The organism is Rhodoferax sp. (assembly GCF_025354435.1).
Taxonomy (GTDB): Bacteria; Pseudomonadota; Gammaproteobacteria; order Burkholderiales; family Burkholderiaceae_C; genus Rhodoferax_B.
In genome coordinates this window covers 1-21,650 of the sequence record NZ_JANXMU010000011.1, presented here as the reverse complement: position 1 = coordinate 21,650, position 21,650 = coordinate 1, and the positions used below count along the sequence as shown (strand labels likewise).

Sequence of the window (21,650 nt, the reverse complement as noted above, 5' to 3'; positions counted from 1 at the left end):
CGCGATTACGCCAACCATGCCGAGGCCATGAGCGACATTGCCGACTACATCGTCGGCTTCTACAACAGTGTGCGGCTGCACTCCACACTGGGCAACTTGCCACCCAATGCCTTCGAGCAGAAATCGGCAATCAATCAACCTATCGATGTGTCCGAAATAACTTGACCAGGACATTCCTACGAGACGAAATCCAAGACATTGGATATATGCGCTGAAGGTGAAGTGTCACAAAAGATTGCTTCGATTGTCTCGGGGTAATTTTGCCTCCCGTATTTTTTTGTCTACCCCCTTGTGGGTTCGCCTAGGTGACCCGAGCGTCTGCGGTGGACAGGAGCCCTGCCTGTGAAAACCGACGTGAGTCCACTCCAGATCAACACGGCGCTCTCGCACCTCGAACATATGACGTATTGGAACTCCGCTTTAGTGGAGGAATCGGCTGCGACCTCCCAAGGTCTGTGCAACCAAGTTCAGTACCTGGCTGTGCTGATCTGCCATTTTGTTCTTCCGGAGAAGCAGGGCACAGATACACCTTTAAACAAAGCTTCTGGTGGATAGCTGGCCAGTCCAAACCCTAAGGGGTGGGCGATATTTTTGTCGGCTTAGTGCAAAGTAGGGTAAAGAAATGTAGAGGAATAGATCCTGTCTTCGTTCTGTCATTTCCAAAAAGCAGACTTGGCAATAACAAATTTAGGTTTGTTTATCTCGGCTTTCGCCCATTGATTACGACCAGGATCTACCCATGCGTTTACGCGCTCTTTCTTTTGCAATCGCAACAGGTATCACCCTGATAAGTGGCTGCGGTGGCTCCGACAGTCCCGCCGCCGCCATACCTACCCAGCGCACCATCATCATGGTGTGGGACGGTTTGCGGCCTGATTCGGTCAACCCCACAGATACCCCCAACCTCTATGCACTACGTCAGAGCGGCGTGCAATTTGCGGACAACCACTCTACCTATCCGACTTTCACGATGATGAACTCGTCATCATTCGCATCCGGTTCATTCCCTAGAACCAGTGGCTTTTACGGCAACACTTTCTGGACACCACCGCAAGCGGGTGCGGCTCAACCCATCCCAGTGGGTAAATCGGCGGCAGGTACATCACAAGACTACAACGCACCAGTCTTCACCGAAGACTATGCTGTGCTGACTACGCTCAACGACTACTACGGTGGGCAGTTGCTGTTGGTCAAGTCGCTGTTTAAAACAGCACAGGATGCGGGACTCAAAACAGCAGCCATTGGTAAATCAGGCGCCGCCTATCTCCAAGACCTAGGGCGCGGTGGATTCTTCCTGGATGAGAACACCGTGCTTCCATTGACATTGGCCACTGAACTGCAGGCTGCAAACTTCGCATTACCCGCCAATACCGGTTTCGCTTACCCTACCGGAACAATCTCCCCCGCTAGCACGAACGGGAACCCCACAGCACGGGCCGGAGCTTTCACTTTTGCACTACCCAACGGCTTGCAAGCCAAAGATGCGACGGATAGCACCCAGGGTGCACCAGAATCCAGTTCCAATCAGTACATGATGAAAGTCTTTACCGACTACATACTGCCGAAAAAGCTGCCCGACTTGTCACTGATCTGGTTCCGAACACCAGACAACACCCAGCACGCCTACGGTCCTGGCTCGGCCAATTACCGCAAAGCCCTGGCATCGCAAGACGCACGGCTGGGCGAGTTACAAGCTGGACTCAAAGCAGCTGGCTTGGACGGTACGACCAACATCATCGTGGTGTCGGACCATGCGCACAGCAATGTGTCGGGCCCCACAGCCTTGTTTCCGCTGCGGGCCATTACGGCGAGCACCTCTGTTACCAGCGGCGTGACCAATGCTGTCTTGGGTTTACCTGACCCAGTCAACGGTTTCTCGGTATCGGGCGATGTGCGCTCGGCGGATTTATTGACCTATGCCGGATTCAAAGCCTATGACGGCTCCGGGTGCAGCACCACACCCATGGCGGGCATCAAGTCCGACGGGACGGCCGTGTACGCAGTCAGCGTGGACACCACCGGTACTTTGTGTGGAGCTGCCAACACCAAGTACCAAGCTATCAGTGCCACACTGCCGACACCTGTGGCCAGTTTCAAGGTACCTACGACGATGCCAGCAACGGGGATTGTGGTAGCCGCCAATGGTGGCTCTGACTATTTCTACGTGCCGGACCACGACGCGGCCACGATTGCCAATCTGGTCCGCTTCCTGCAAAGCCGCGAAGAATATGGTCCGATCTTTGTTGACAGTCGCTATGGTGCGCTCCCGGGAACCCTGTCTATGGCCATGGTCAACCTGGAGAACAGCAGTCGCCAAAACAAAGGCCAGCCCGATGTGGTAGTCAGCTTCAACTGGGATTCGCAGCAGTTGATTAACGGTCTGCCTGGCATTGAGTTTGAGAGTTTCGGTGGTAACCGGGGAATGCATGGCAGCTTTAGCCCTATCGACGTGCACAACACGCTAATTGCCAATGGTCCTTTGTTCCGTTCTGGTGTCACTATCAGTAATCCGACCGGCAATGTGGATGTGGCACCCACCGTGGCATATATGCTGGGCCAATCCATGCCCGCAGCGGATGGCCGTGTGCTCAACGAAGCTTTGCTCAAGCCCGCCAGCATCTCATCGGCCGTGGTGAAACCCAGCGTGGTCAACCCATCAGCACAGGCCACAGGCTTGACGTTCAAGTTGCCAACGGATCCAACAGGCGCAGCCATTGATACCGTACGTACGGCGGGTAACTACTCCGTCAATCTGGTGGTGAAAGACCTGACTGTGGATAGCAAAACGTACCGCTATTTTGACTATGCCCAAGCTGTGCGCAACTGAACATTTCAAGACTGCATGAACTTTCCATCCAATAGGAGCGGCCCGCTATGGCGGCGGGCCTTTTTCTCTACTGCTTTCTCGACCATGTTGATTGCGTTAAGCGGTGTCAGCCACGCCGATGTCAGCCTTGACTTTGACAAAACCTTTAACGCCGTAGGTGAGCCTCGCCAACTACACTTTCAAGCAACGTACAAGCTGAATGCTGCCGACCACACTACAGAGTTGTGGCGTGACCGTGACCAGCGCCTGAAGCGGCGTACCGATGATGTGGTTGAGACCTTTGTCTTCGAACCCGCCAAAGAAACCGAATGGCGCATGGTCGTGCTGGATCTGAAGCACAAAGTACGTACGGACATTGACCGTACAAACCTCTTCCGTGTGGGGCACTTCACCGACTGGTTTAGCCTCTCGCACGCACTGACGCGACCGTCCGGTGCCTACCAGTTGGTTGCTACCAGCGCACCCAAGAGCGCGGAAAAACCGGTGGCAGATTGCCGCTGGTATGCGCTGAACCGCAATGGCACCGACAGCAAGTTGTGTTGGAGTGCCAAAGTGCGGTTGCCGTTGATGATTACCGCAGCGGACGGTGCAGTGCAATGGCGGGTGACACAACTCGACGTTAAACCCGTTACGGTCGATACCTACAAAGTCATGGACTCTGGATTTGCACGCAACGATGCGAATGCCGATATCAACGACGACTGATGTTTACCTCTGGGAAAGTTATACATTCAAGGGCCAAGTCAACACTTTGGTATGGAAAAGCCGGTGCTGCTCCTCGGCCCAAAACTCTGAAATAGCTCAACCCTGGCTGGAAAAAGAGTGCGGGACCAACGGTCATCTTTGTGGATTGGCTGGACTGCTGTCGGACCTTTATTTTAAAAGTCTCCCGACCTCAAGCAGGCGTTTAACTTGGGCTATTTCCTCCGCCGCGCCTGCCCTGTGGCCACCCCCTGCAGAAACCCGACAAGTTCGCGGTCCACATCCAACTTTGCGGCCAGTGCCCCGGCTTGCACCACATCCCGTGCCGCCCCGAGGCGCAGTTGCAGCGTAAGCGTCCAGCCATACCATCTTGAAACGTCGCTAGGTTCATAGGAGCCTCGTGTCCACCTCAACTCTTGGTGGACACGTGAACACTACCCTCGAACAAGCCGTCGACGGACGTGGGCGCCGTCGCATTCACAGCGACGAATTTAAAGCCGCTGTAGTGGCATCGTGCCTGCAACCAGGCATGTCGATGGCCGCAGTGGCAATGGCCAACGGCATCAACGCGAACCTGCTGCGGCGTTGGGTGCATGCAGCCGAGATGCGCGGCGATGCCGATCAGGCGCGCGCACTGCCGGCGCCCAAACCAACGGTGCGGGCTACCGCTGCTGGCTTCGTGCCAGTTGCCTTGCCCGCTCCGAGCCAACCACCGGACATCCGTATCGAGCTGCGCCGCGGCGCAACGGCGATCACCGTGGCCTGGCCGACGCAGGCCGCCAGCGAGTGCGCAGCCTGGATGCGCGAGCTGCTGCGATGATCCGCATCGACGCGATGTGGCTGGCGACGTAGCCGGTGGACATGCGCTCTGGCGCCGACCGCCTGATCGCCCGTGTGGTGCAGGTCTTCGGTGCCGCCCGGGCGCACCACGGTTATCTCTTTGCCAACGCGCGAGGCACACGCATGAAGCTGGTGGTGCACGACGGCTTCGGGGTGTGGTGCGCCACGCGCCGTCTCAACCAGGGCCGCTTCTTCTGGCCCGACGCCGACGCATCACTGCAGCCACCCACGCTCACGCAGGCGCAGTTCGAGGCCCTGGTCGTGGGCTTGCCGTGGCAGCGCCTGGCGCACATGCAAGTCATCACGCGCGTGTAAGGACCTCGCCACCGTCACCTCGTGTGCCACCTGGGAAGGTCGTGCACGAGGCAATCCGAACAAGCCCCAATGACAGCGGCTGCCAGGCTACAGACAATGGCCCATGCTCGATGCGAAGCTCGATGTGACAGCACTCCAAGCCGCAGACCTCCAGGGTCTGAGCCAGGGCGTCATCGCTGAGCTGGCCACCCAGATGCTGGCTCGGATAACCTTGATGGGCGCACAACTGGAGGCCCGCGACGAGCACATTGCGCGGCGTGACCGTGAGATCAAGTTCAAGGACACCAAGATCGAGCGCATCACGTTCGAGCTGGCGCGTCTGAAGGCCTGGAAGTTCGGCGCCCAGACCGAATGCATGAACGCCGAGCAACGCCAGCTGTTCGAGAAGACGGTGGCCGAGGACGAAGCCAGCCTGCAGGCCCAATTGGAGGCCTTGCAGGGCGTCTCTGCGCCGAGCACGCGGCCAGCAACAGGCATCACACTCCGCCCGCGCCGCCAGCCCTTGCCCGAACAGTTGCGCCGTGTCGAGCATCGTCACGAACCCGAGAACACGACGTGCCCCTCACCAGGCTGTGGCCAGGCCATGGTGCGCATCGGCGAGGACGTGAGCGAGCGGCTGGACATCGTGCCGGCCGAGTTCTTCGTGCACCGGCACATCCGCGGCAAGTGGGCCTGCAAGTGCTGCCAGGTGCTGGTGCAGGAGCCCGCCGAGCCGCAGATCATCGACAAGGGCATGCCCACCGCGTGCCTGCTGGCCCACACCTTGGTCAGCCGCTTCGTCGATCACCTGCCGTACTACCGGCAGGAGCAGGTCAAGGCCCGCGCGGACGTACACACGCCGCGTTGCACGCTGGCGGCCTGGTGGGCGCGGCAGGCGCCAGCCTGCAGCCGCTGTTCGACGCGCACCGGGCCTTCGTGCTGGGCACGCAGGTGCTGCACGCCGACGAGACCCTGATCAGGATGCTGGACCCCGGCGCGGGTAAAACGACCAAGGCTTACGTGTGGGCGTACGCACGGGGCGAGCACGATGCCATCCCCGGCGTGGTCTACGACTTCTGCGTGGGCAGAGGTGCCAAGTACCCGATGGCCTTCCTTCACGGCTGGGTGGGCACGATCACCTGTGACGATTACAAGGGCTACGACGCGGTGTTCCTGCTCGAAGTGCGCACGGAGGCGGGCTGCCTGGCGCACGCGCGCAGGAAATTCGATGAACTGGCCAAGGCGCAGGCAAGCCCGGTGGCCATGCAGGCTATCGAGAGCATCGCCTGGCTGTACCGGATTGAGCAGGAGGGGCGCGAGATGACCGCCACGGATCGGCTGGCGTTGAGGCAGCAGCGTGCCCAGCCGCTGTGGGACGCGTTGCACGTCTGGATGCGCCTGGAGAGGACGCGTGTGGCAGACGGCGGCGGCATCGCAGCCGCGCTCGACTACAGCCTCAAGCGCTGGGACGCACTGGGTCGCTTTCTGCACGACGGCGAGGTCAGCATCGACAACAACCATATCGAGCGGCTGATGCGGCCTTGGGCGATGGGCAGAAAGGCATGGCTCTTTGCCGGCAGCGAACTGGCCGGTCAACGCGCCGCGATGGTGATGAGCCTGGTGCAGTCGGCCAAGCTCAATGGGCACGATCCGTGGGCCTACCTCAGGGATGTGCTGGAGCGATTATTGGCGCATCCGAACAACCGGATCGAGGAGCTGTTGCCGCACCGATGGGGCAACCCCGGCTGAACTCGTCAAGATGGGATGGCTGGACGCTTACGTTGCAGCGCCAGGGCCTGCCGGTACCAGCGTTTGGCACGCCCTTGGGGCAAACAGTGGCGCAAGGCCTCGATGCCATAGCGCATGCGCTTAGCGAGGATGCGGACCCGGTGCAGGCCATCGGGGTTCTCGGTGTCCTTGCCGGGCCCGCTCCAGTTGCCGGTGCATGCGGGCCATGCGCAACCGGCTCCAACGGCGCAGGGAAAGCTTCGCCGCACCCCGCGCACCAGCGGGTACAGGTAGCGTCACCAGGCCTTCCAACCACTGTGTGGTCGCCAACAAGGTAGCCCCCACCGCGGGCTCCAACAGTGCGTAGCGGACCGCTTTGCGTTGCAGGTCGGCCGCCTGCTGCAGGCTGTGTGCCATGGCCCGCCACGCATCGGCGCGCTGGGCGTTCCCGGCCGAATAGGCTTTTGCGAGTGCCGGCAAAGTATCGGACCACGCGACATCCAGATCCCGCAATTCCCCCAACAAACCCAGCAGCAGTTGCAAGGGCTGCCAAGCCGGCATGGCGCCGGGTACCAGGACCGGCTTGAACAGCCGCACGGCGCTGCGAAAGCGCCGCCAGCCAATCCGAGCGTGGTGCACGGCTTCCGGGTCGTCCGAGCTGCGTAGCGCGTGCAGGTTGGTGCTGAACTGGTTGAACATTTCGCGCAGCACGCTCGCCGCCGCCTCCGGCAGGGACAGGGCCTTGGTGAGCTGGGGCGGGCGGGCGTGCAGCGGGGTGTCCAGGCCGTTCTGTGCCAGGCGGTAGCCGCGCTCCGATTTGCTCTGGGTCAGCGGCAACACGGCGATGGTGCGGGCAATCTGCTGGGCGATATCGAAAAGCGCAGCCGGCGGGCCTGCCAGTAGCTCCAGCTCCAGCTCGCAAATGGGCGCACGGGTGTCCCCCGCGATGAGGTGTCCAATGTCCAAGGCCACCTCGACCACGCTGGCGTCGCGTCGCCGCACCACCCAGCTGGTGCGCGTAAAGCTCGTCGAAAAGGCGGGCACCAGCGCTGCAAACACCGAGCCGTCGGGGTCGATTTTTGGCCACGGCGTGGCCTGCAGGGCCTCTAGCGCCAACGTGGGGCTGGGCACGCCAACTTCCCATTCGCCGCGCTGGCTCAACGCCGAGTTGCCGCGGCCACCGGTCTTGAGGGTCTGCAGCCAGCGCGGCTGCGCAGCGCTGCCAACACGCCGAATCCGCAATGCCACGCGCTGCTGGCGCAACAGCTGTTCCGGCGTGTCGTAGTAGACGTTGTGCACCTGCTGGTGCGTGGGCTTGCGGCGCGCCAGGATGGGCACGCGGGCAAGCAGCTTGGCCAGGCTGGACGGATCGGACGTAGGCAACGCCAACTTGAGCTCGATTTCCTGCTGGCTTTCGCCAAGCGCCACTGATTTCATAGGGTTTGCTGAACAGGCAAACCATTGGGCCGAGATATCTCACCATTTGCCAAAGCTGACCCATACACGGCATCGGCAACACTCCAGAACATTCTGGATGTATGTCCTAGTCCGGTCGGGTCAAGTTGCGCCAGCAACACGCGAACGGGCTCCTTAATCCTGGCCAACAAAAGCACTTTGTCCATGTTGCCCAGACGCCGATCCAGTTCCAGCAAGCATTCCGCTGCGGTACTGTCGATATCAGAGCTTTCTTCCAGACTCAAGATTACCGATCGCACGGCAGGGCGTGTACCGGCAAGCAGAGCGATGTCGGACACCACCTTTTCGGCACTGGCAAAAAACAAGGGCGCTTCGGGCCGCAAAATCAGCAATCCAGGCGTGACCAAAGCATCCGAATGACTGTCGATCGCAACGTAGTTGCGGGATGTTGCCAACTCTCCTAGTTCATGCAAGACTGGCTGTCCAAACCGCTGCAGTGCCGCGACCAAGGATAAGACAATCGCGGCCAGCATGCCGTGCAGTACACCGAGCAACAGCACCGCCGAAACCGCCCCCACCACCAACAGCCGGTCACGGTCCATTTGCCAAACAGCGACCAGTGGCCTGGGCGACAGCGCGTGCCACAGTGCAGAAATGACAGCCACGGCCAGCACGGAGCGCGGTAGAAGGTGCAACATGGGCAAGGCCAGTACCAGTGCAAGGGCAATGACTGCCAAGGCTACCACTCCGGATTTGCGGCTCTGCGCACCTGCCGCGGCGTTCGCTGAACTGGCGGAGAATCCAGCTCCCACTGGCATTCCCTGTAACAAGGCCGAAGCGACGTTGCAAGCGCCCAGCACCAGTAGCTCCCGGTTTGCATCCAGTGTGTCACCGTGTGCTAAGGCCATGGTGCGCATACTGCCCCACGATTCGGCAAAAATCAGAACCACCAGACCGAACGCCAACTCCCCTAGCCGTAGCCATTCCGCACGCGGCAAATCAGGAATAGACGGATGGAATCCAGGTCGCTGAACCGCCCCCACCTCGGCAATACCCAGTGATGCAAAATCAAACCAGCGGGCCGCAACAATGGATAGCACGATTACCAGCATGGATGCAGGCAACCGGGGCCACCGCCTGAATCCCACTACCAACATGGCGGCGGTTCCTGCGACCATGGCAGTCGCCATGTGAACCGACGTGAGGTGGGTAGCGATGTACATGAACAAATGCAAGGGATCGGAGGCCATACCGGCAGGTATGGAGACACCCAGTGCATCCGGCAACTGTTTCACCACGATGGTGATGGCCAAGGCAAACGCGAACCCGCGCAAGACGGGGCGAGACACAAACGCGGACAACATGCCTTGTCTGGCCCAGGCCAGCAGCATCAGAATTCCCCCCGCAACTATCACCAAGCCCATCAAAGCCTGTACGTAATCTGCAGCATGGTCTGGTCCGGCCGTGACCTGCGCAGACAATACGGCAGCTGCAGCCAGCGTTGCGGTGGACGATGTGGGTGAGACGATGGCAAAACGGCTGCGACCAAAAACTGCATACATGGCCAGACCGACCATGGAGGCAATCAGCGCATGGACAACTGGCAACTGGGCCAGCCCGGCATAGGCAACGGCCTCCGGAATCAGCAACCCGGCGACGCACAGCCCCGCAGCAATATCGCCCCATGGTGAACGTCTATCCAAATTCAGAGCGACTATTGGTGCAGACACATCCGGGTTAGGCACGGAACGCTCCGTTGTCGTAGGCGCAGTTAAAAGTGGCGGCATCCTGCTCAACATGCTGTGCGCATTCCAAGGATACCGCTAGCAGCTTACTCTGCCATTTGGGCCGGGTGGCGAAATCGACCAGCTCGTCAGCAATGGCGCTGCCCTGGCGCCCAGAACTGCGCAGTTGCCCCCATGCCACGATCTGGCCCATGGTGGCGATGGCACGCCGGATCTCGGCGATGGATTGCTTCGCCCCATTCAATGTGAGCCGGTCTTCCAGCGGTTGTAGTCCCCGCAAGACATAAGACTTCTTTCCCATCGATACAGGCTGAAGAAAGGCCATCGATACGGCTTGGACACGCCGCTGCGTCACCACGATGCGCTGGGCTTCCGATGTCCATTTGGGTTGCTTGACTTTCACACGGGAGGCCAGTGCGGATGGCAATGCCTCCTTCAGGTCTAAAAGGTAATGGCCATCAAGTGTGCCCTTACCATGTACCAGGATTGCATAGCGATCCACCCCCAGGCTACCCGTACCGGCCACGCGGCGTGCGACATCGATGACCCGGTAGAAGTCTGGGTCGGACTGGGTGTTTGCAAAAGCGGCCATAAATGCCAGGACCTTGTTGCGCTGGCTATCCGTCACAGGCAAGGCTTTCTGACCATCTGTTTTTAGCAGGCGTTTTTTGCCTTTCGTCTGGGTGTAGGCGTTCAGAAACGAGGCACGTTGGCGGGTTCGCAGCCCGTCCAATAAGGTGCCGACTAGACCGTGCGCGGTCTGTGGTTCGACCCAGTAAGCTTTTCCTGACGCCAGGGCAGTGGCATAAGCATCCAGAAATGCGGCACACAGCGCCTGCGCATCAGCCGGTGTCACACCTAAGCTCTTCGCACCAACCCGCAGGCTGGTAAGCATTCGGACCAGATCCCAACTGGCTGGGGCCAAAAGGGATTCATCGAAGTCATTGAGGTCGAAATAAGGAAGACGGTTGTCCCCCTTGAAGCTGCCGAAATTTTCGAAGTGCAGGTCGCCACATGACCACACCAGAGGAGCCGATTTGAAAATGCCGCCCCGGGGCAATCGTTCGTAAAAAAAATGGCATGTTCCACGCAAAAACACAAAGGCGTCACCGCGCATCTTGCGGTACTTGCTCTCCAGCCTTTCTTGATCGCGCCCGGCATTGAACTGGAAAATTTGCTTGACTACATCCATGTTTTCTCCGGTCACAGGCCAAGACCTCGTTCGAAAATAAAGTCTGAATTTTTTAGTTCAAATGGTCCAGAAGGTAAAGGGCTAGAGTATTTTCGATTGATCATTTCGTACCAATTAAACCAAAGAGTTAAGGAAGGTCTGAATAACCGATCGGCAAGCCTGCTATAGCGCCCCGGTTCCGCTACCCGCTGCAGCACATAGCGGATTTACCCGTATCTGTGCCAAGTTCTCCCCTTCGATGAGGCTATTGGCCTATTTTTTCGGCCCTTATCCGGTTGTCAGGCGCGCTCATCCCCGCACTCCCAGCAACTTGTGCCGCACCATCCACAGGTTGGACAGCGCAAACAGCGTCTTGAGCTGCAGCGTGTTCTTCTTCAGTCCCTGGTAGCGCACCATGGTGTAGCCAAACTGGCGCTTGATTACTCTGAATGGATGCTCCACCTTGGCCCGGATACTGGCCTTGATTTTCTCCATCTGGTGGACCAAGGCATCGATCGGATTGTTGTCCTTGTCCAGCGCCCGGCGCTTGCCAGGGCGCATCGCGATATGCCAACGCACTGTGGAGTGGGCATCCGCTCGCTTGTGGATGCCTTGGTAGCCCGCATCTCCATGGGCATCGGTTTCCTCACCGTGCAGCAGGCTGTTGCCTTCGGTGATATCGGCTACATTGCCCGAGGTGCCGCGCACGGTGTGCACCAAGCCGGAGTCGGCATCCACGCCAATGTGGGCCTTCATGCCAAAAAAGGGGGGTGCGGATAAAAACTTGGACTGGTTTTATGCCGCAAGCCCAAGGCTTACCCGGTATTCGATGGGGCTGAGGGAGCCAAGGGAGATCTTGATCCGCTTCTCGTTGTACCAGCGGATGTAGGAGTCGACTACCTCGATGAATTGCTCAACGGTGGTGCTCTTCCAGTCCCGAGGATAGAACAGTTCGTTCTTCAGCCGACCGAAGAAGCCCTCGCAGGCTGCGTTATCAGGTGAGCAGGCCTTGCGAGACATCGAGCGGGTGAGGTTGGCGTCGTTCATTCTTGATAGCCAGCCTGGCCAGCGATAGTGGCTTCCACGGTCAGAGTGGACCACTGGCCGGTCGGTGGTGTCAGTCACCGTCTCGATGGCAGCATCCAGCATCGTGTTAACCAACTCAGCATCCGGACTCGTGCCGATAGTCCAGCTCACCACCATCCCATCAAAGCAATCGATGATGGGCGACAGGTACACCTTGCCCGCGGGGATCTGGAATTCCGTGATGTCGGTCAACCACTTCTTATTGGGCGCCGCAGCCTGGAAGTCGCGGTTGATGATGTTCTCGGGCGCAGGACTGATCTCGCCAAGGTAGGAGGCATACCTGCGTCGCTTGGGCTTTGCCACGACCAAGCTTTCTTGCTTCATCAGCCGCTGTACCACCTTTTCGGAGATCGAAACATCCTGCCTGGTCAGCGACGCCTGCAGCCTGCGGTAGCCGTAGCAGCGATGGTTCGACTCGAAGATGTCGGTGATGGACTGCCGCACCCAGCGGTACTTGTCGTCCACCGCCGTACGGGCCCGGTGGTAGAAGTACGAGCTACGCGCAAGACCCAACTGTGCAAGGAGTTCTGGCAGGCCATAGTGCTCCCTGAGGGCGTCAATCAGCAGTGTCTTCTCCCTGTTGGACAGGAGCTGCAGATCGACGCCCAGGCCTTTTTTTAACAGTTCATTGGCCTTGTTCAAGAGGTCCCGCTCAAGCTGCAGTTGACGGATTTCGCGCTGCAACGCCTCGAGCTGGCGTTCCAGTTCGGCCTGCGCTGACGCCGGCGGGGAGTTGTTCTTGTTCATGGATGCGGGAGCCTCACGGCCCAGTAGCTGGTTCTTCCAGTTGTACAGCGTGGGCCGACACACGCCGAGCTCGTCGGCCACAGCTTGCGCGCTTTCCTGCCTGGTGCAAAGCGCCACGATACCTGCTTGCTTGAACGCCGCGGGGAAGCTTCGCTGGCCCACGCTTCCAACGACGGCCCGGTGAGACTTGGGAAGGGCCTCACGAACCCAGGCTGTCAGCGTTCCCCGACAAGGGTAGCCCAGTGCCTTTGTGGTGACAGCAATGCATCGATCGTGGGCGAGGTAGTGCTCGACAGCTGCCGCCTTCTGCGCTTGTGAGAACTTCGGTTTCCGGCCTGCATAGCCCACCGGCAGGTCGAGCCCCTGCTGATACGTACGGTACCAGCCCTTCAAGGCATTCTTGGTGGGGTAACCCAGCTGCCTGATGGTGGGCCCCACCCGCTGGTCCAGCTTGATGTAGAGCTCAACGGCTCGAATTCTGTCGTCGTAGGAATACATGAACTACCTCCTGGTAGTCCAAGTTTTCGTCCGCACCCCCTGAGTTGTTGAACAAGGTGTAGTGACGGCCCTACTCTTTAGGGTGCGAATCTAAAGAACACTCTTTAAGGTCGGTTGGCTAGACGCTCAGTAGCAGCGCAGCCTCACTATGCTTTTGATAGCAAGTCTGCTCCAAATCTGCTCCAATTGCGTTTCGCTTACCTGCGCACAGATGCGCGAAAATGCGCGAAAAATAGCAAAATAGGCGCGAAAATGTCTATAAAACCCCCTGAAAAGTGCCGAAAATGACATTCGGGACGTAGAGACCGGAGGTTCGAATCCTCTCACCCCGACCATTCAACAGTCTGGCGCTGAATGGTCGTAACTCCTTGTCATACCTAGGTTTCTGGGGGAAAGCCCCCTGTGAAGACCAAGACTCGCCCCCGCTGTGGATGCAAAGTGTGTAGATGAAAGCTCTATGCGCCGTGCTCCTTACGCCCACCACCGCCCCGGATCAGACCGCTATCAGCCCCTCCTGACCTCGCACACCGCTTACCAAGCCAGTGGCCGTACGTAAACCTCCGAGTTGCGAGAGGCCTACAAAAGGGCATGCCTGTGGACCGCAAACTGGACATTGAAATTCGAGCAATTACGCCGAACCGATAACCCGCAGCAGCACAGCGCCCTGGCCGAGCACCTCGACTTCCCACCCACGGTTGCCCTGACACCTGACTTAATCGCATAGGTGGCCACGTTCCACCCATCCAAGGCACTGGAAGGCGACGAAGCTATCCCCACCAACCAAACAGCAGCGGCATCAGCAACGATGACAGCACCGCCTGCATGCCCAGGGCGATGCCTGCGTAGGCCCCGGCATCCGGGTGCACCTGCAGCGCCCGTGCTGCACCGATACCGTGGGCCGCAGTGCCCAGGGCAAAGCCGCGTACCGCCCAGGCATCGATTTTCAGCAAGTTGAACAGGTACTTGCCCGACAAAGCCCCCACCAGCCCGGTCAGCACCGCAAACACCGCCGACAGCGCAGGCACGCCGCCGATGCGCTCGGCAAGGCCCATCGCCACCGCCGCAGTAACGGATTTGGGTGCCAGCGAACGCACCACGTCACCCGGCATGCCCAGCGCCCAGGCGATGGCCACCGCGCTGCCCGCGGCCGCAGTGCCCCCGGCCAATGCCGCCACCGTCAAGGCCACGCCGCGCCTGCGCAACTCGGCGCGGCGCAGCCACAGCGGCCAAGCCAGCGCCACCACCGCCGGGCCCAGCAGTACATGCACAAACTGCGCGCCCGCAAAATACGACGGATACGGCGTGTGCGTAGCCACCAGCACGCAGCCCAGCACCACCACCGACCACAGCACCGGGTTGGCCCAGGGCGCGCGCCCACAGCGGTCGTACACCGCCTGCGCGGCGGCGTAGGTCAACAGCGTGGCGGTCAGGCCAAACAGCGGCGTGGCCGACAAAAACACCCAGAGTTGGACGAAATCAGCCATGGGCATGGTCCTGCACCGGGTCGGCCCGCAGCAAGGCCCGCAGCACCAGGGCCGTCACCGCCAGGCCGATCCAGGTGGACAGCACGATGACCACCAGCAACTGCACGCCGTACTGCGACACCAGCGCCATGTGGGTGATGACCCCCACCCCCACCGGGATGAACAGCAGCGACAGATGTGCCAGCAGCAGCTCTGCCGCAGCCGCCACCGGCTCGCGCACCCAGGCCAGGCCCAGCGCTGGTAGCAGCAGCACCAGCCCCACCACTGGCCCAGGAAACGGCAGCCGGAAGAAATGCGCCAGGCCCTCCCCGGCGGCCTGCAACAGCAGCAAATAGGCCAGCCCCCGCAGGGCCATCATGGCGCGGGTTCCCCCAGCGTTGCGTGGGTTCTAGCCTTGACGCTGAAATCCTGTGTTGTTTGCATAGTTGACGCTGTAAGTTGATTGAAAACTGCGCACGGTCTGCCGGATGATGATCTTCACAACCCGCATCGCAAGGATACACAGCATGGCAGATTTATTCGACAACCCGATGGGCCTGATGGGCTTTGAATTCGTGGAATTCGCATCGCCCACCCCCGGCATCCTGGAGCCGGTGTTCGAGCGCATGGGCTTTACCCTGGTGGCCAAGCACCGCTCCAAAGACGTGGTTTTGTACCGCCAGGGGGCCATCAACTTCATCGTCAACCGCGAACCCAAAAGCGTGGCCGGTTTCTTTGCCGCCGAGCACGGCCCTAGCGCCTGCGGCATGGCGTTTCGCGTCAAGGATTCGCACCACGCCTACCGCCGCGCGCTGGAACTCGGTGCCCAGCCCATCGAGCTGCACGCCGGCCCGATGGAGCTGAACCTGCCCGCTATCAAAGGCATTGGCGGCGCGCCGCTCTACCTCATTGACCGGTTTGAAGACGGCAAATCCATCTACGACATCGACTTTGACTTTATCGAAGGCGTGGACCGCCACCCCGTGGGCCACGGCCTGCAGCTGATCGACCACCTGACGCACAACGTCTACCGGGGCCGCATGGCATTCTGGGCACATTTTTACGAGCGGATATTCAACTTCCGCGAGATCCGCTTCTTCGACATCCAGGGCGAGTACACCGGCCTGACCTCCAAAGCACTGACCGCACCCGACGGCAAGATCCGCATCCCCTTGAACGAAGAAGCGCGCCAGGGCGGCGGGCAGATCGAAGAATTTTTGATGAAATTCAGCGGCGAAGGCATACAGCACATTGCGCTGATCTGCGACGACCTGCTGGCCACGGTAGACCGCCTGGCCTTGGCCGGTGTGCCGCTGATGACCGCGCCCAGCGACAGCTACTACGAGATGCTAGAAGGCCGCCTGCCCGGCCACGGCCAGCCGGTGGCAGAGCTGCAAACGCGAGGCATTTTGATGGACGGATCGACCGACGGTGGCACGCCCCGTCTGCTGCTGCAAATCTTCTCGCAAACCCAGCTCGGCCCGGTGTTCTTCGAATTCATCCAGCGCAAGGGCGACGACGGTTTTGGCGAAGGCAATTTCAAGGCTCTGTTCGAATCGCTGGAGCGGGACCAGATCACACGCGGAGCATTGGAGACCGTATGAAAATCGACCGCATCCACCACGTCGCTTACCGCTGCATCGATGCCAAGGAAACCGTGCTGTGGTACCAAAAAATGCTGCACATGGACTTTGTGCTGGCGATTGCCGAAGACTTTGTGCCCAGTACCAAAGCCCCCGACCCCTACATGCACGTGTTTCTGGATGCGGGCCAGGGCAATGTGCTGGCGTTTTTCGAACTCCCTACCCAGCCGCCCATGGGGCGTGACCCCAACACCCCCGCCTGGGTGCAGCACATCGCTTTCCGCGTCCATAACCGGGCCGAGTTGCTGGAATTCAAGGCGCACCTGGAGGCTAACGGTGTGGACGTGCTGGGCGTGACCGACCACGGTGCCTTCCACTCCATCTATTTCTTCGATCCCAATGGCCACCGGCTGGAACTGGCCTGTCCCGACCCCGAAGAGACCGCCATGCTGGCCCGACTGGATGCCGTGAAATGGGACATGCTGGAGGAATGGTCCCAGACCAAGCGCGCCCCGCGGCATGCGGCCTTTTTGCACCACCGCGGGCCCGCAGCATGATGGATGCCGACCTGCACAGCTGGGTCGCATCCGCCAACGACCCGGCCAGCGACTTCCCGCTGCAAAACCTGCCTTTTGGCCGCTTCCGGCAGCACGGCGAATGGCGCATTGGCGTAGCCATTGGCGACCAGGTGCTGGACCTGCACGCCGCCGGGCTCATTAACCACAGCGACATGCAGCGGCTGATGGCGCAGCCGCCGGATGCCCGCCGCAGCCTGCGCCAGGCCCTGGTGGACGGACTGACGCTCGGCAGCCCCCAGCAAGTGCAGTTCCAGGCTGCCCTGCACGCCCAGACGGATGTGGAACTCGGCCTGCCCTGTGAGATCGGCGACTACACCGACTTCTACACCAGCATCCACCACGCCACCACCATCGGCAAGCAATTGCGGCCCGACAACCCGCTGCTGCCCAACTACAAATGGGTCCCGATTGGCTACCATGGCCGCGCTTCCAGCATCGTGCCCAGCGGCACGGCCTTCCACCGGCCCCACGGCCAGACCAAGGCCCCAGACCAAGCCGCTCCCACGCTGGGCCCCAGCCGCAAACTGGACTACGAGCTGGAGCTGGGCCTGGTCATTGGCCGCCCCAACCCGCTGGGCCAGCCTATCCGCATGGAGAACGCCGAGGAGCATGTGTTCGGCGTGGCCCTCTTCAACGACTGGAGCGCACGCGACATGCAGGCCTGGGAATACCAGCCGCTGGGGCCGTTCCTGGCCAAAAACTTTGCCAGCACACTCTCGCCCTGGGTGGTGACCCTGGAAGCGTTGCAGCCGTTCCGCGAACCCTGGCAGCGTGCAGACACCGATATTCAAGCATTAAATTACCTTCAAGCGCATACAAACTCTACGCATGGCGCTATCAATATTGAACTAGAGGTGTGGCTACAGACGGCGCAAATGCAGGCCACTGGCTATGCGGGCGACCGGCTGTCGCAGTCCAACTACCGCGATGCTTACTGGACCGTGGCACAGCTGGTGGCGCACCACACGGTGAACGGCTGCAACCTGCGCGCGGGCGATCTGTTTGGTACCGGCACGCTGTCCGGCCCGGCTCCTGAGCAAGGCGGCTCGCTGATGGAGCTGAGCGCGGGCGGCAAGCGCCCCATCAGCTTGTCCAACGGTGAAACCCGCACCTATCTGGAAGACGGTGACACGGTCATTCTGCGCGCTTATTGCGAGCGCGAGGGCTTTCGCCGCATCGGCTTTGGCGAATGCCGGGGCACGGTACTGCCCCCCGTGGAGCGGTAAACATGCTGGTGCTGCACACCTACTTTCGCAGTTCGGCCGCCTACCGGGTGCGGATTGCGCTGGCGCTCAAGGGCTTGGCCTACCAGTCGGTGCCGGTGCATCTGCTACGCGGCGGGGGGGAGCAGCACGGGGCCGCATTTGCCGCGCTGAATCCGGCGGAGCTAGTGCCGGTATTGGTGGACGGCGATGTCACGCTGACCCAGTCTCTGCCCATCATCGAGTACCTGGACGAGCGGCACCCTGCCCCACCCTTGCTGCCAGCCGATGCCGCCGACCGTGCCAGGGTGCGCGCCATAGCCCAGCTCATCGCCTGCGAGATGCACCCGCTGAACAACCTGCGCGTGCTGCAGTACCTGGAAGGTCCGCTGGGGCTGGATGCGCAGGCCAAATCCGCCTGGTACGCCCACTGGGTGGGGCTGGGCTTCAAAGCGTTGGAGACGATGCTGCAAGACCCGCGCACCGGCACGTTCTGCCATGGCGACACGCCCACGCTGGCGGACTGTTGCCTGGTGCCACAGCTCTACAACGCTGAACGCTTCCAGGTACCGATCGACGACTACCCCCACCTGCGCCGCATCGGCGCAACCTGCCGGGCGTTGACGGCCTTTGCACAGGCCGCCCCTGAGGTACAGGCCGACGCTATCTAATTTCGCAGTCGCGCAGCACCCCCAGCGCCGCGTCAAAGTCAAAACCCTGTACGGCGTCGCGCAGCGCAGCGAATGTGCCGGGAAACGCGGCCTGCAACAGCCCAGCGTGGGTGTCCAGCAGATCGACGGCATCACCTTCGTCGTTCTCCAGTAAGACCACCAACTGGTCGCACACGGTGCGCAGTTGCTCGGGGTCCACGGCCACCGGCGGTGCCACCACGGCTGCAGGCAAACGGCGCTGCAACTGGGTCAGGAGCGCGTGCAGCGGCTGCACCACGGCCAGGGCCAGCAATTGCACCATGTCGATCGGTACGCGTCTGCGCAAGGCATCTTCGAGCTGGCCTGCATGGGCCTGCAACTCCGACGCGCCCAGACTACCCGACACGCCCTTGCAGGTATGCGCCAGCCGCTCAGCCTGGGCATAGTCGGCAGCGTTCAAGGCGGCTTGCAGCTGGGTTTCCATGTCTTTCTGGTTGCGCACAAACAGGCGCAGCATCTCCAGGTAGACCTTGGGCTTGCCGTTGGCACGGCGCAGGCCCAGGGCAGTGTCCAGGCCTTCGATATAGCCCATGGCGACCAGCGCGTCCTGCTCAGGAGCGGTCTGGGGCACTTGCAAGGGCACAGGTGGCACAGGCAGCGCCACCCGCTGGTGCGGTGGCACCCAGCGCAGCAAAGCGGCCCACAGCGCATCGGGGGCGATGGGTTTGGTCACCACATCCCACATGCCCGCGGCCAGGCAAGCGTCCTTGTCTTGCTGCATGGCGTTGGCAGTCATAGCGATGATGGGTAAACGGGACAACGCGGGCCGTTGGCGGATGGCACGGGTGGCGGTTACGCCATCCATCACCGGCATCTGCATGTCCATCAGCACTACGTCATAGGTTTTGGCCTGCACCTTGTCCAGGGCGATTTGGCCGTTTTCGGCCACATCCACCACAAAGCCTGCCGACTCCAGCAGTTCGCGGGCCACATACTGGTTGAATTCGTTGTCGTCCACCAGCAGCACATGGGCACCGGTGATGGTGGCCAGGCTGTCGGCCAGAGGGGCTGCGGGGCTCGCACGCCGCGGCTGCGGGTTGTCTTCGCCCGCCAGCGCCGTGCGCAAAACCGCGTGCAAGGAGGCTGCGTAGATCGGCTTGACCAGCACGGCATCGGCCTCGCCCGCCTGCATGTGCTGGCCCAACTCATCCCGGCCAAAGGCGGTTGCCATCACCAGCCGGGGCCGGGGCGAAAGCTGCATGGCATGGATACGGCGGGCTGTTTCCAGTCCGTCCATGTCGGGCATTTTCCAATCCATAAAAATCAGGTTTATCGCCTGCCCATGCTGCACAGAATGCTCTATCTTTTGGAGTGCTTCTGCGCCGGATGCAGCACTCTCCACCTGCAACTGCAGGGCCAACAGCATGTCGCACAACAGGCTGCGGGCATAGGAGTGGTCATCCACTACCAGTACCCTGCAGCCTTGCAGGACGGCAAGGTCCCACACCCCGCTGTCGGGCAGCGCCTGGGCCGCGTCCACGGTGCCCAGATCGGCGACAAACCAAAAGCTGCTGCCCTGCCCCGGCGTACTGCTCACGCCCACCTCGCCCCCCATCAGTTCGGCCAGTTTTTTGGAAATCGACAGACCCAGCCCGGTACTGCCGTACTTGCGCGTCGTGGAGGCATCGGCCTGGTGGAAGCTTTGAAACAGGCCGTCGATCTGCATTTGGGTCAGCCCGATGCCCGTATCCTGGACCGCGAAGTGCAACTGGATTCGGCCATTCTGGGGCGGATGCCGTACCCGCACCACCACGCAGATATCGCCGGTATCGGTGAATTTGACCGCGTTGTTGGCAAAGTTGATGATGATCTGCCCCAACCGTAGCGGGTCGCCCAGCAACTGGCGGGGTACGTCTGGGGCCACGTCGAACAAAAATTCCAGCCCCTTGTCGATGGCCTTGCCCGAGACCAGGTTGGACACATTGGCCAGCAGCGCATCCATCACAAACGGCACCTGCTCCATCTCCAGCTTATCGGCTTCGATCTTCGAGAAATCCAGAATGTCGTTGATGATCCCGAGCAGGTGCTGGGCGGAGATGGCGACCCGGTCGATGTACTCGTGCTGGCGGGGGTTCAGGTCAGTGTGCAGCGCCAGTTGCGACAGGCCGATGATGGTGTTCATCGGAGTGCGGATTTCATGGCTCATGTTGGCCAGAAAGGACGACTTGGCCTTGGACCCCTCTTCGGCCAGCAGCTTGCTCTGCTCGACCTGGGCCATCATCTCCTTTTGCCGCTCGTAGGCGGTGCGCAGCTCAGCGGCAGACAGCTCGCCGCGTGCCAGGTCGTCGGCCAGGCGGCTGGCGATCAGCGCAAAGCTCTTACCCACCTCGCCAAACTCGTCCTTGCGGTCGATGGGCAAAGCCAGCTGGGTGCTGGCATCTTGGTGGCCCGCCGCCCGGATGAGTGCCTGCTTCAGGGCATCGATGGGCCGCAGCACCAGTACCAGCAGGCCGTACGACAGGGCCAGTACCAGCAGCGCCACCAGCACCACCATTTCCAACAGCCGGGTCCACACCAGTCGGCGCAAGGCGGTCTGGATTTCTTCGTGGGTGGTGACCACGGTCACAAAACCCAGCGCCTGCACCACGCCGTCGCGGTCGATGGACAGGGGGAATTCCAGCGTGTCTTCTAGGGCGGGCTGCTTACCCGCCTGGCTGGACGCGGCACTGGCAAATGGCGCAGCACCTTTGTCTTCGCGCACCACGATGCTGAGCACGGGGGAATGGATCTCGGCGGCGAGGTTGCGGTCCAGGGTTTCTTTATCGAGCCGCCACATGGGCGAGGCCAGGTTGATCTCCAGGCGCTGCTGCAGCAGTGTGCGGCTGGCCTCGTAGCGCTCCAGCAACTGGGTGCGGCTATCGGTATACGACAGCACCCCAAACATGCCCAGCAGGCCCGACACCAACAGAGCAAACAACAAGTTAAGGCAACGCTGAATAAGTCCCGACCTGGCGCGTGACTTGCATTGGTATTGTCATCCCTCACAAGGCGACAAAGATGAAGCAACACACCCTGGCCCTGGCCGCCGACCAAGAAGCGGGATTCGCCCAGCACCGCAAA

At 60.9% G+C, this 21,650-nt stretch carries 17 protein-coding genes and 3 pseudogenes; 12 read left to right on the top strand and 8 right to left on the bottom strand.

Annotated elements, in window-relative coordinates:
- The 8 genes and pseudogenes from Q0T48_RS22025 to Q0T48_RS22020 all read left to right on the top strand — a co-directional run.
- The coding region (locus tag Q0T48_RS22025) for an IS3 family transposase (RefSeq protein ID WP_366887924.1) at window positions 1-165 on the top strand (165 nt) is incomplete at its 5' end.
- A 177-nt stretch (window positions 166-342) separates the two neighbouring features.
- Complete coding sequence (locus Q0T48_RS02935) at window positions 343-555, top strand: hypothetical protein (protein WP_295952149.1); 213 nt, start codon at window positions 343-345, stop codon at window positions 553-555.
- A gap of 184 nt (window positions 556-739) precedes the next feature.
- On the top strand, window positions 740-2,827 hold the full coding sequence (locus Q0T48_RS02930) for an alkaline phosphatase family protein (RefSeq protein ID WP_295952148.1): 2,088 nt from the start codon (window positions 740-742) through the stop codon (window positions 2,825-2,827).
- Window positions 2,828-2,842: 15 nt separating this feature from the next.
- Window positions 2,843-3,532 (top strand): hypothetical protein, encoded by a 690-nt coding sequence (locus Q0T48_RS02925; protein WP_295952145.1) that lies wholly within the window; start codon window positions 2,843-2,845, stop codon window positions 3,530-3,532.
- A gap of 424 nt (window positions 3,533-3,956) precedes the next feature.
- Entirely contained in the window at window positions 3,957-4,349 is a 393-nt protein-coding gene (locus tag Q0T48_RS02920) for a transposase (RefSeq protein WP_295952143.1), read from the top strand.
- 41 nt (window positions 4,350-4,390) lie between these two features.
- Entirely contained in the window at window positions 4,391-4,684 is a 294-nt protein-coding gene (gene tnpB, locus Q0T48_RS02915; RefSeq protein WP_295952141.1) for an IS66 family insertion sequence element accessory protein TnpB, read from the top strand.
- 103 nt (window positions 4,685-4,787) lie between these two features.
- Window positions 4,788-6,289 (top strand): annotated as a pseudogene (locus Q0T48_RS02910) (IS66 family transposase); the annotation flags it as partial.
- Window positions 6,269-6,412, top strand: a complete 144-nt coding sequence (locus tag Q0T48_RS22020) for a transposase domain-containing protein (RefSeq protein ID WP_366887923.1) — start codon at window positions 6,269-6,271, stop codon at window positions 6,410-6,412. The pseudogene Q0T48_RS02910 and the gene Q0T48_RS22020, both read left to right, overlap by 21 nt.
- A 5-nt stretch (window positions 6,413-6,417) precedes the next feature.
- Here the strand turns inward: Q0T48_RS22020 and Q0T48_RS02905 are convergent.
- The 7 genes and pseudogenes from Q0T48_RS02905 to Q0T48_RS02875 form a co-directional block, all read right to left on the bottom strand.
- A pseudogene (locus tag Q0T48_RS02905) lies at window positions 6,418-7,828 on the bottom strand (CHAD domain-containing protein).
- A complete protein-coding gene (locus tag Q0T48_RS02900; RefSeq protein WP_295952139.1) occupies window positions 7,825-9,552 on the bottom strand; it encodes a SulP family inorganic anion transporter in 1,728 nt (575 codons plus the stop codon). The pseudogene Q0T48_RS02905 and the gene Q0T48_RS02900 overlap by 4 nt, the downstream one beginning before the upstream one ends.
- Window positions 9,545-10,744, bottom strand: coding sequence for a DUF2252 family protein (locus Q0T48_RS02895; protein ID WP_295952137.1), 1,200 nt, complete (start codon window positions 10,742-10,744; stop codon window positions 9,545-9,547). The genes Q0T48_RS02900 and Q0T48_RS02895 overlap by 8 nt, the downstream gene beginning before the upstream one ends.
- Window positions 10,745-11,032: 288 nt before the next feature.
- A pseudogene (locus tag Q0T48_RS02890) lies at window positions 11,033-11,485 on the bottom strand (transposase); the annotation flags it as partial.
- Between the two features lie 33 nt (window positions 11,486-11,518).
- A complete protein-coding gene (locus Q0T48_RS02885; protein WP_295952134.1) occupies window positions 11,519-13,054 on the bottom strand; it encodes an IS3 family transposase in 1,536 nt (511 codons plus the stop codon).
- A 767-nt stretch (window positions 13,055-13,821) separates the two neighbouring features.
- The gene (locus tag Q0T48_RS02880; RefSeq protein ID WP_295952132.1) at window positions 13,822-14,538 is read right to left on the bottom strand and encodes an LrgB family protein; all 717 of its coding nucleotides are present in this window, start codon (window positions 14,536-14,538) and stop codon (window positions 13,822-13,824) included.
- Entirely contained in the window at window positions 14,531-14,896 is a 366-nt protein-coding gene (locus tag Q0T48_RS02875) for a CidA/LrgA family protein (protein ID WP_295952130.1), read from the bottom strand. Before Q0T48_RS02875 ends, Q0T48_RS02880 begins: the two co-directional genes overlap by 8 nt.
- Window positions 14,897-15,044: 148 nt before the next feature.
- Here Q0T48_RS02875 and hppD point away from each other — a divergent pair, with 148 nt between their 5' ends.
- The 4 genes from hppD to maiA are packed head-to-tail and all read left to right on the top strand — an operon-like array spanning window position 15,045 to window position 18,551.
- The gene (gene hppD / locus Q0T48_RS02870) at window positions 15,045-16,121 is read left to right on the top strand and encodes a 4-hydroxyphenylpyruvate dioxygenase (RefSeq protein ID WP_295952128.1); all 1,077 of its coding nucleotides are present in this window, start codon (window positions 15,045-15,047) and stop codon (window positions 16,119-16,121) included.
- Window positions 16,118-16,657 carry a VOC family protein gene (locus tag Q0T48_RS02865; protein ID WP_295952127.1) on the top strand — a complete coding sequence of 180 codons (540 nt, stop codon included), beginning with the start codon at window positions 16,118-16,120 and terminating at the stop codon, window positions 16,655-16,657. Before hppD ends, Q0T48_RS02865 begins: the two co-directional genes overlap by 4 nt.
- On the top strand, window positions 16,654-17,904 hold the full coding sequence (gene fahA / locus Q0T48_RS02860; RefSeq protein WP_295952124.1) for a fumarylacetoacetase: 1,251 nt from the start codon (window positions 16,654-16,656) through the stop codon (window positions 17,902-17,904). Before Q0T48_RS02865 ends, fahA begins: the two co-directional genes overlap by 4 nt.
- A 5-nt stretch (window positions 17,905-17,909) precedes the next feature.
- Window positions 17,910-18,551 (top strand): maleylacetoacetate isomerase, encoded by a 642-nt coding sequence (maiA, locus tag Q0T48_RS02855; RefSeq protein ID WP_295952152.1) that lies wholly within the window; start codon window positions 17,910-17,912, stop codon window positions 18,549-18,551.
- On the opposite strand, the gene Q0T48_RS02850 is transcribed toward maiA, so the two are convergent.
- Entirely contained in the window at window positions 18,544-21,507 is a 2,964-nt protein-coding gene (locus tag Q0T48_RS02850; RefSeq protein WP_295952122.1) for a response regulator, read from the bottom strand. The two genes, maiA and Q0T48_RS02850, sit on opposite strands and share 8 nt — an antisense overlap.
- Window positions 21,508-21,650 lie beyond the last annotated feature (143 nt).

What these genes read in the sequence shown, in the direction of transcription:
- Q0T48_RS22020 (WP_366887923.1), top strand. Translation starts at nt 6,269, where the DNA reads ATGGTGATGAGCCTGGTGCAGTCGGCCAAGCTCAATGGGCACGATCCG.
- Q0T48_RS02925 (WP_295952145.1), top strand. Translation starts at nt 2,843, where the DNA reads ATGAACTTTCCATCCAATAGGAGCGGCCCGCTATGGCGGCGGGCCTTT.
- Q0T48_RS02875 (WP_295952130.1), bottom strand. Translation starts at nt 14,896, where the DNA reads ATGATGGCCCTGCGGGGGCTGGCCTATTTGCTGCTGTTGCAGGCCGCC.
- Q0T48_RS02895 (WP_295952137.1), bottom strand. Translation starts at nt 10,744, where the DNA reads ATGGATGTAGTCAAGCAAATTTTCCAGTTCAATGCCGGGCGCGATCAA.
- hppD (WP_295952128.1), top strand. Translation starts at nt 15,045, where the DNA reads ATGGCAGATTTATTCGACAACCCGATGGGCCTGATGGGCTTTGAATTC.
- tnpB (WP_295952141.1), top strand. Translation starts at nt 4,391, where the DNA reads ATGCGCTCTGGCGCCGACCGCCTGATCGCCCGTGTGGTGCAGGTCTTC.
- Q0T48_RS02930 (WP_295952148.1), top strand. Translation starts at nt 740, where the DNA reads ATGCGTTTACGCGCTCTTTCTTTTGCAATCGCAACAGGTATCACCCTG.
- fahA (WP_295952124.1), top strand. Translation starts at nt 16,654, where the DNA reads ATGATGGATGCCGACCTGCACAGCTGGGTCGCATCCGCCAACGACCCG.
- Q0T48_RS02885 (WP_295952134.1), bottom strand. Translation starts at nt 13,054, where the DNA reads ATGTATTCCTACGACGACAGAATTCGAGCCGTTGAGCTCTACATCAAG.
- Q0T48_RS02880 (WP_295952132.1), bottom strand. Translation starts at nt 14,538, where the DNA reads ATGGCTGATTTCGTCCAACTCTGGGTGTTTTTGTCGGCCACGCCGCTG.
- Q0T48_RS02865 (WP_295952127.1), top strand. Translation starts at nt 16,118, where the DNA reads ATGAAAATCGACCGCATCCACCACGTCGCTTACCGCTGCATCGATGCC.